A 10,070-nucleotide genomic window follows, 5' to 3' on the forward strand; every position below is an offset into this window, starting at 1 on the left:
GGTGTTCGCCGAGAGCAACCTGAACATGCTCAAGGCTGCCGTGCAGGCGAAGGTGGAAGGCGTTGCACACCCGATTGTGCTCGGCAACCCGGAACGCATCCAGATTATCGCCCAGCGCGAACAGCTCGACCTTACGGGCATCAAGATTGTGAACCCGCGCTCGCCCGAGGAATTCGAACGCCGCCGCAAGTACGCGACGATTTATGCCGAGGAAAACGGCCGCAACGGCGTGACGCTCGACGAGGCCCGCGACGACATGTTCGAACCGAACCACTTCGGCATGATGATGGTCAAGACGGGCGATGCCGACGCGTTCATCACGGGCGGCTACTCCAAGTACAGCGAGACGATTGAACTTGCGAAGGAAATCATCGGCATCCGCGAGGAATACAAGCACTTCGGTGCAATGCATATCCTGAGCACGCGCAAGGGAACGTTCTTCCTGGCCGATACGCTCGTGAACCGCGACCCCGATGCCGAAACGCTCGTGGATGTCGTGAAGCTCACGCACGACGCGGTGCGGTTCTTCGCTCACGAACCGGTGATGGCGATGCTCAGCTACGCGAACTTCGGCAGTGACAAGGAAGCGGCCCGCGGTACGGCAAACAAGGCCCGCGATGCGGTGAAGATGATTCACGAGCAGTTCCCGGACTACATGATCGATGGCGAAATGCAGGTGAACGTGGCGCTCGACAAGCAACTGCGCGATACCAAGTACCCGTTCAACAAGCTCAAGGGCCAGACGGTCAACACGCTTATCTTCCCGTGCCTCTCTTCTGCAAATACGACCTGCAAGATGCTCCTCGAGATGGGCGTGGGCGAATCCATTGGCCCCGTGCAGATGGGCCTGAACAAGCCGGTGCATTTCACCGACTCCGACGCCTCCGTGCACGATATCTTCAACCTGACGGTCGCCGCTGTGATCGACGCGATTGTGCAGGAGAAGAAGGACGAGGAAAAGAACCGCAAGAAGTTCGACAAGATGTGGTAAGGACTGCGACGAACGAGCGGTCTGAAAATATCCCCCGCGGCATTCGCTGCGGGGGATTTCCACACATCCCTCTTGGGGATTAGCCCGACAAGGACACTCCTGCCTTGCGGGCTTTATGTTACTTCAGGAGAACCTTCTGGGCGTAGCGCTGGCTGCCCTGCTTCACGATGAGCATTGCTGCCCCGCGGTAGTTGCTCTGCAGTTCGACGCTGTTCGCGCCCTTGCTTGCATTGAAGTTCTTCTGGTCGATGACCTGGCCCATGAAGTTCATGAGCGTGGCGCTTGCCATGCCTGCTGTGGCTGCGCTGAACGAGGCGGTCACCGAGCCGGGCTGTACGTTCACGAGCATCTTGGAACTTGCCGCGCGGACAGGCTTGATGGCATCGGAACCTGTACTGCCGAGGGCGACGACCTTGCCGGTTGCGATACCTTCGACTTGCGGTTTCTTGTCGAAGTCATCAAGGATTTCGGTAGAGCCGTCGGCCTTGATGCCCGCGATGTAGTCAAAGGTGATTGTGCCGGTGACCTGTGTGCCGTAGAGGTTCAGGCCGATGGCGTTTGCATCGTTGAGGTCCGTAGGCGCGGTGCGGAAATCATCCCACTTGACCTGGATCTTCTGGAATGCGCTAGCATCAAGTTCCTGGTTGGCCTGTTCCATAACGGGCGCGTCGAACCATGCCCAGGAACCGCCTGTCATCATGAAGAGGTCCATGGAGGTCCAGCCGTATTCTCCGCAGCCGTCGCTTTCGCCGGTGCACCCGCCTGCAGTTTCAACAGAACCCTTCAGGCGGATTTCAATGCCCACGTATTGGGAAAGGTCCTTCTTGGTGCCAGAAAGGTTGATACGGAGCGTGCCCACTTCGCTGGAGTCGGAGGTCTTGGTCGCGTAGGTCACCTGCACGCCTTTGCCTGCTTCGGTTTCGGGGACTTCGTTTTCGTTTACCAGGCTGTCAAGGTTGCTCTGGTTGTTGCCTTCCTGGCCGTAAGCCTTCTGCAGTGCGTTCAACACGTCCGGGTCGAGAATGCTGTAGGTGCCCTGCTGACGGGTGATGATAGTCATGTTGCCATCGTCTTCTGCACCGGTATCCCAAACGTAAGGAACAATGCCGTTGGCCTTCGCGTTCTTGGCGACTTCACCGTAGAAGAGAGCGCGGCCCTGCAAGTGGAGCTTGAGGTTCGCTGCATCGGTAATCTGGCCGGTACGCTTGATGGCGCCGAGTTCGCCGATGATTACGGGAATGCCCTTGTCGCAGAACATGGTCTTGAGTTCACCGAAAGCCTTCTTGATTTGGTTCGGGGTGCCGAGGGCGGAGTTGTCGATGCTGTTGGAGTAAACGTTCCAGCCCATGTTGTGTTCCGTGTCGGTCGTGCTGTGAAGGCCGGTATAATAATAGAACTGCTTGCCCCAATCTTCGTCAGCGGTCATGAGGGAGTACTGGTACGGGTAGTAGTGGACTTCGGCCATCATGTAGCCAGCGCCAGCCGGGTCGGTCGGCCAGTTCGTGCTGAGCATAGGGGCGTTGTCCATTTCGGTACGCGGAGCCTGCACGATCAAGGTGCGGGTGTCGTTGTTGCCGCCTGCGCTACGCACGGAAGTAATGAATGCTTCGTAGTAGCCCTTTAAAATCTGCATACGGGAGTCGTCGAATGCCCATTGACCGCTTGCGCCCCATGGGTCGTTCACGGCCGGTTCATTGGCGCCAGCAAAGAGGAGGTGCTCGTCGTAGTCCTTGAAGTAGGTGGCAATCTGCTTCCAGTAGGCGGCCTGGCGGGCCTTGGTCGTTGCAGAGCTGTTGGTGATATCGCCTGCTCCGCTGCGCGGGTTGGCGGTACCGTCATACACGCGGTCTTCGAGCCAGCCTTCGTCCCAGTGCGAGTTCAGCACCGCGTACATGCCTTCGGCGATAATCATGTCCACCACTTCCTTGACCTGGGCGAGCCAAGCGGCGTCAATCGTGGGGTTGGTAAAATCAGAAGCCTTGCCTACATGCTTGTAGGTAGAGTTGTCGGCGGTGCCGCCGTATGCGGCGATATCCTTGGCGAGAGCATCAGAATGAGAATACCAGGCGCAAGGAATACGCACGGTGTTGAAGCCGGCTGCCTTGATTGCCTTGATGTAGGCTGCGGTCGGGAGCGGGTTGCCCCATCCGGTCGGGTTTTCGGGCACTTCCATGGTGTTGCCGATGTTGTAGCCCATGCCCATGGGCTCAACCAGGTCGGTCGCTTTGGGGAGTGCGAATGCAGCGGTGCTGACCAAGAGTGCGGCTCCGCATACGAATCCAAACTTTCCGATACCAAACATTTTGACTCCTTATATATGTACGGGCATAATGAGCCCCGTTGTAGTTTTCCTTGAAATTAGATTCTGGAACCCCGAAAATAAAGAAAAATGTGTTTCGGCGCGATTTTTGCGGTGTAGAACTCTCAACGGGACGTGTTGGAACAAAAACGGGGTGATTTTGTGTTGCTTTGGGGCTATTTTAAGGCTGTTTTATGACCGTTTAAGGCCGCTTAAGGCGTCCTTACGGACTAAACTTGCAAAAACGCGCGTTTAGTCCGTAAAAAAGCCCGAAAATCGTGGAAAAAATCGACTTTCGGGCTACTTTTGGCCTTCTTTTGCCTGAAAAAGTTACTTTTTAGGGCGTTTTTGCCTGAAAATTACGGACTAAGTACCCCAATGGGGCGAAAAAGTCTGTAAATGGTGCTTGAAAATGTCCTATTTCACCTGCACGCGAAGCGTCTGTGCGCCGTTGCGGGCGATATAGACCCCCTGGCGGATTCCCTGCAGCTGCATGGTGGTTGCATCGGAGGCGTTGCTGCCTGCGGTGCGGACCAGGTTGCCCTTCAGGTCGAAGAGCTTGATTGTGCCCATGCCCCAGAGCATATTCCCTTCGCGGCGGAACTTGACTGCGGCCCCAGCGACCGTGTTGAGACCTTCTGTCCAGCCGCATTCCGGAATCATGGCGTCGCATTGGCTCGAAGCATCGGTGGTGAAGTCTTCTACATGGGTGACGCCGTTGTTCACATAGTTGCCCAAGTTATAGACGCTGCGCATGGCGTTGATGACGTCGGTTTCGAGCACCTTGCCCACGGGGCTGCTCTGGCGGCGGATGTAGGCCATGTTGTCGTAGCCGCTATTGCTCTCGTTGCCCATGTCCCAGAGGATTGGCGTAAGCCCGTATTGCTTTGCTGCAGAAACGACATCTTTGTGCCACTGCACGCGGCCCTGCTTGTGGAGGTCCAGGTCGGAACCGCTCAGGTCCGGGCTGCGGACGTTTGCGCCGAATTCGCCGACAATTACCGGGTAACCCTTGTCCACGTAGTTTGACTTCATCTTGGCGAACTGTTCCTGCGGATGGGTAATGCTTGCGAGTTTCGAATCAATGGAGCCTGCCCACGCATTGTAGCCCGCATTGCGCTTGGGTTCGCTAGCCTTCTGGTAGTCGCCGTAGTAGTACTGCGGCAGAATCATTTCTCCACCAGGGGCGCCCCAGTCCTGCTGGCTAGTCATGAGCGTGTACTGGTACGGGTCGTAGTAGTGCACTTCGAACATTAGGTATCCGCTGACCTTGTCGGTGGGGAATGTGCTTACGGGCGCGTTTGCGACAGACTTGTCGATGTCGGTGTTCAGACCCTGGATAATCAGCGTGCGGGTCTCGTTGTTGCCACCCGTAGCGCGAACGGCGTCGATAAAGGTCTGGTAGTAATGCATGAGAGTGGACACATGCTCTGCAGTCCATGTGTTCACATTCGGACCGGGTTCGTTAGCGCCTGCGAAAATCAAACGCTCGTTGTAGTTCTTGAACTTGTTTGCAATCTGAGTCCAGTAATTCTTCATTTTGGTGTCGATGCCGTTGTCGACATTTGTGCCGATGTTGCTCTGGAACCAGCCGCCTTCACCTTCGTGGTGGATGTTCAAAATCGTGTAGAGGCCTGCGCGCATGGCGTAGTCGACCACGGTCTTGACCGAGTCGAGCCAGGTTTCGGTGATGACTCCACCGGGAGCGTGGCTGTCCCAGGCGCAGGGAATGCGAACCGTGTTGAATCCGGCGGCTTTCACGGAGTCGAGCAGGTCCTGGGTCGGGAAAGGGTTGCCCCAAAGGGTGGGACTATTTGGCACTTCCATGGAGTTTCCGATGTTGAAGCCCATGCCCATGTTGGCCTGGACTTCCTTAGCGGTGGGGAGGGCTGCCATTGCAGAAATTGCGCCTGCAATGGCGAAAATGGCGGTTTTTGCAAGAATTTGCTTCATTTTATCCTCGAGAGAGTCACCAAACAATTTTTCTCCTATAATCTATATTTGAAATAGGCTAAGTGCCCCAAAAATGATAATTCAGGCAAAAAAAAACATTGTGTAAGCTACAACAAGGTGTAAAAATTTCTTCTGGAAGTGTTTTATATATTTTGAACAGTGCCTATTTTGAGTGGTGAGGATGACTTCTATAAATCGGACATTTTGGATTGCCTTTATCTATGCGTTTTTGCTCGCGTTGTTAGTTGCATGTGGCGATGACGGTAGTTCGATTGAAGATTCCCCGAATGTTAAGCAAAGGATGCTTGCGGGTTTTGCGCAAAAGGGCCCGTTCACGAAGGGCTCGAAGGTTTCTATTCAAGAACTTGATGAGGTTTCGCTCCAGCCGGTAGGCGAAAAAATCGAAGGTTCCGTGCATGATGACGACGGTGCTTATTCTTTAACATTCGACGAGTTCGAATCCCCATACGCAATGCTGACGGTAGAGGGGACGTTCCGCAATGAACTTACGGGCAAGGCGACCAAAGCGTCGGTGAACTTGCATGCGGTGGTGAACCATGCAGAACTTAAAGCAGCAAACATAAATTTGCTTACGCACTTGGAATACAAGCGACTGCTTCACCTTGTAACGGAAGAAGGTATGACTTTCGCGAAGGCCAAAAAGCAGGCGCAGCTTGAAGTGCTTGCTGCATTTGGCATCAAGGGCGACTTTGAATTGGCGGAAGATCTGAATCTCAATGGTGGCGGTGACGGTAACGCGGCGCTACTTGCAATAAGTGTGTTGATGCTAGGTGGGTTGGAGAAGGATGGTGTTTCTGACCGTTCGCTTAATCTTGTCTCAAAAAACAACGGTGATGGAATAGACAGTTCGAAACTTGCCGAGCGGATTTTGAATTTTGTAGATGACCTTGAAAAAGACGGCCTTTGGAAAAATGGTCGCACCGCGGCAATTATGGCCGACTGGGCGGTGGAACAGGGCTTGAACGGCAAGTTTGATTCGTTCCGCAAACCCGTTCAATCTTACATTGATTCCTTCTGGTGGAAAGCCTATGGGTTCGATGAGTGCGATTCGAAACATGAAAATGCAGTGTCGATGAACGACAATTCTAATAGCGTCCGCAGGGGTGTCTATTTTGTATGTAAAAATGGCAGGTGGTCTCCCAAGGAAAAAGATTCTACACTAGTCAAGGATTCCGTAGAAGTAAAAGACTCGGTACAGGTGAAGGACTCCTCGGATGTCAAGGACTCGGTGCAGGTGAAAGACACCACAGATGTCAAAGACACGGCTCAGGTCAGCGATACCACGGTTGTCAAGGATACGACAGAAAATAGAGACTCGGTAAGCTTCGATTACGGCAAACTGGTGGATGCCCGTGACGGACAGGCTTACCATACCATCAAAATAGGGATCCAGAACTGGATGGCCGATGACTTGAACTACGGAGAAAGCTCTGAATATTATTGGGACGACGCCAAGGAAGTTTGCCCTGCGGGTTGGCACTTGCCGAGCATGGAAGAATGGAATGAGCTGTTTAGGTCTGTAGGAAGCTTGGAGGCATCGGACTTTGAAAGGTTCGGCATGACGCTGATTCCTCCCAGAAAGTTGAAAACGCATTTCTGGACAAGTTCATTCTACTACAATTCTATAGAAGAAAAACTTTCGTATTACATGATATTTCAAAAAACAGGAGTGTCCATGGCGAGAACGCTGGGTAGCACGATGCACCTTTCTGTTCGCTGCGTCCAGGATGCCCGCATGTCCATGCCCTGTAATGATGCGACCATGAATACGGCAGTCCACTATAACGACATGGCTGTATATGTCTGTCAGAACGGGAACTGGATTCCGATGAGCAATGACGAATATGAAGACTTCAGCTGGACGGTAGGGGAAGAAAGCCAGGTTAAGTGGAGGGTGAATGCTATCCCGCGTCAATGTTTTGTGTACGAGAGCGGGGCCTGGCACGAACGAGATAGTTCCAATTGCCTGCTGGGATTTCGGGGCTGCACGGCGGCGCGTCAGGGTGCGGTGGAAAAATCGTCTAATAATGGCATGTGGTACATGTGCGATAATCTCGTGTGGAAAAAAGTTTCGGACGAGATGGCGGACTCAATACTGCTGGGCACAGACTACGAGGAAGGCGAAGTCCTGAGATGCCCTGCGACGCACCGCTATTGCGTGTTTCAAGATGGCAAGTGGCGCGAAGGCACCAGGATGGACAGCATCATGGTGTCATTGGGCGGAACGGCGTGCCTTGTGGAAGACGATACGTCAGCAGTAAAGTACAACGATGGGTACTATGTTTGCAAAAAGCAAACCTGGGGTACCGTATCCAGGAGTTGGCAGCTGGCTCCACAGGTTTACAGCGATACCTACGAAGACCGCGATGAGTGCAGTGCGACGGGTAGGTATGGCGACGGCTCGTTCCACGATGAGCATAACGGAGCTGCTGGCCGCGTTTACGTTTGCGAAAATGGTGGATTCCGGTTGCCCACGGAAAGGGAAATGCGCTTGAATTTAGGCTGTACCAGTTATATCTACGGCAAGAAAATTGTGGTGAACAATACGCATTTCGTTTGCAGCGAAAAGGGTTGGAAAATAGATTCGACCGCGTGGGAATATGGCTCGTTCACGGATACGCGCGATGGCAGGGTATACAAGACGATCGACATCTGGGACCAAACATGGATGGCTGAAAACCTGGACTACAGAGATTCTGTCACAAAGCCCGAACTGGAAGGAAACCGCTGGTGCTACGGCAATGAGGCTGAACAGTGCGACGCCTACGGCTCGTTCTATTCCTGCGAATTGTCAAGCCAGGTATGCCCTGCGGGTTGGCATTTGCCGTCGAAATCGGAGTGGCGAGAGTTGTATAATTTTATTGCGCTTATGGGGGGAGACCCGCAGAGTGGTTTGCGCGCGAAGGACGGCTGGTTGGATGATTCGGACAATATCAATAATGGGACGGATATGTTGGGCTTTACGGCTCTCCCCGGTGGCCTCATGTATAATGAGCGCACATCTGTATATGCAAAGTACGAAGCATGGTTCTGGTATGTTCAAGACTGTTCATTGAACGAGTATGAAGCGTTCTATTTGTCCAGCGAAGGAGCAAACTTTGTTTCGAGCTCCGTTTCGGGAGGCAAGATAACGGAAGCGTATAGCGTCCGTTGCATCAAGTCCGCGGAATAAGCGCACGAGCGGTCTTTCGTGAGCCGAAAACGACTTGTGTTGACGAGTCGTGTCGGCGAGAGCGAGTGCTTCGGGTACGTACTTGGTAAGATTGGGCACGAGCGGTCTTTCGTGAGCCGAAAGCGACTTGTGTTGACGAGTCGTGTCGGCGAGAGCGAGTGCTTCGGGTACGTACTTAGTGTGACTGGGCACGAGCGGTCGCTTAATGTGCCACGAGCGGTCTTTTTAATGCGCTTCTAGCCAGTTTTCGCCGAAGCCGACGCTTGCAACGAGCGGAACCTTGAGCTGCATGGCGCCTTCCATCTCGGATTTCACCATCTGGGCCATTGCTTCCACCTGGTCGCGGGGGCATTCGAATACGAGTTCGTCGTGCACTTGCAGCATCATGCGGAGCGGTAGGTTCTCGGCGTTGATTCGCTTCTGGATGCGGATCATCGCAATCTTGATTAAGTCGGCGGCGGAGCCCTGCACAGGAGTATTCACGGCCATGCGCTCGGCCATCTGCGATTCCATGCGGTCGCTGCTATCGATGCCTGCGATGTAGCGGCGGCGGCCCGAAAGAGTTTCTACATAACCATCGCGGTGGGCGGCCGCCTTGATGTCTTCGATATACTGCTGTACGCCCTGGTACATGTCGAAGTAGCCTGTGATAAAGTCCCTCGCCTGCGACATCGGAATTTTCAGGTCGCGGCTCAAGCGGAATGCCGTCATGCCGTAGAGCACGCCGAAATTCACCACCTTGGCATCGCGCCTCATGTCGCTCGTGACGGCGTCTAGGCCAACCCCGTAAATGGCGGCGGCGGTGCGGGCGTGAATGTCGATGCCTTCCTTGTAGCTTTCGATGAGCGCTTCGTCTCCGCTCAAGTGGGCAAGCATTCTGAGCTCAATCTGCGAGTAGTCCACTGCAAGAATCACGTTATCCTTGCTCTGTGGCACGAATGCGGCGCGGATTTTTTTGCCGAGGTCGCTACGAACGGGAATGTTCTGCAGGTTCGGATCGCGGCTCGAAAGGCGGCCCGTCGCGGTACCCCACTGGATAAAGCTCGTGTGAATGCGCTTGGTATCCGGATTCACCAGCGTCGGGAGCACCGAGATGTAGGTGCTCTGCATCTTCTTGAGTTCGCGGTATTCGATGACGGCGAAAACGATCGGATGCGGCGCCTTGTAGCTGAGTTCTTCGAGAACCACGGCATCGGTACTGCGCTTCTTGATTTCGGGAAGACCGAGCGTATCGAAAAGCACGTCGCCCAACTGCTTTGGACTTCCGATGTTGAACTCGACTCCCGCCATGTCGCAGATTTCCTTTTCCAGATTCTCGATGCGGCGGGCCAGTTCCTGTTCCAGCGTCTTGAGTGCCGGAACGTCGATGGCGACACCCACGGATTCCATCTGGTAAAGTACCTTCAGCAAGGGCATTTCCTGCTCGAAAAAATACTTCACATAGTCGAGCTTTTCGAGTTCCTGCTGGAGAGGCATCCAAAGGCGGAGCGTGTAGACTGCATCTTCGGCGCCGTATTCGGTGGCTTCCTTGATGGGCGTGCGGTTAAACGTAATCTGGTTCTTGCCGCGCCCGATGAGATTCTCGATGGGAATCATCTCGTGCTGTAGGCGCTGCATCACCTGGTTGTCGAGCC

Annotated in this window: 5 protein-coding genes; 2 read left to right on the forward strand and 3 right to left on the reverse strand. The window is 54.1% G+C overall.

Features of this window, described 5'->3' with window-relative positions:
• Window positions 1-991 (forward strand): phosphate acyltransferase (locus ACKI61_RS04140; RefSeq protein ID WP_407456520.1); only part of this gene is annotated, 991 nt, incomplete at its 5' end.
• 118 nt (window positions 992-1,109) lie between these two features.
• Here ACKI61_RS04140 and ACKI61_RS04145 read toward each other — a convergent pair.
• Both ACKI61_RS04145 and ACKI61_RS04150 read right to left on the reverse strand, forming a co-directional pair.
• On the reverse strand, window positions 1,110-3,293 hold the full coding sequence (locus ACKI61_RS04145) for a glycoside hydrolase family 5 protein (protein WP_407456521.1): 2,184 nt from the start codon (window positions 3,291-3,293) through the stop codon (window positions 1,110-1,112).
• Between the two features lie 414 nt (window positions 3,294-3,707).
• Window positions 3,708-5,243, reverse strand: coding sequence for a glycoside hydrolase family 5 protein (locus ACKI61_RS04150; RefSeq protein WP_407456522.1), 1,536 nt, complete (start codon window positions 5,241-5,243; stop codon window positions 3,708-3,710).
• Window positions 5,244-5,472: 229 nt separating this feature from the next.
• Between ACKI61_RS04150 and ACKI61_RS04155 the strand changes: the two genes are divergently transcribed.
• On the forward strand, window positions 5,473-8,436 hold the full coding sequence (locus tag ACKI61_RS04155; protein ID WP_407456523.1) for an FISUMP domain-containing protein: 2,964 nt from the start codon (window positions 5,473-5,475) through the stop codon (window positions 8,434-8,436).
• Window positions 8,437-8,661: 225 nt separating this feature from the next.
• Here the strand turns inward: ACKI61_RS04155 and polA are convergent.
• A partial coding sequence (gene polA, locus ACKI61_RS04160) for a DNA polymerase I (RefSeq protein WP_407456524.1) occupies window positions 8,662-10,070 on the reverse strand: 1,409 nt, incomplete at its 5' end.

It is taken from the genome of Fibrobacter sp. (assembly GCF_045601785.1).
In the GTDB taxonomy this organism is placed as follows: domain Bacteria; phylum Fibrobacterota; class Fibrobacteria; order Fibrobacterales; family Fibrobacteraceae; genus Fibrobacter.

Bases quoted from the DNA above. Each gene is read 5' to 3' on its own strand.
- ACKI61_RS04145 (WP_407456521.1), bottom strand. From the start codon at position 3,293: ATGTTTGGTATCGGAAAGTTTGGATTCGTATGCGGAGCCGCACTCTTG.
- ACKI61_RS04150 (WP_407456522.1), bottom strand. From the start codon at position 5,243: ATGAAGCAAATTCTTGCAAAAACCGCCATTTTCGCCATTGCAGGCGCA.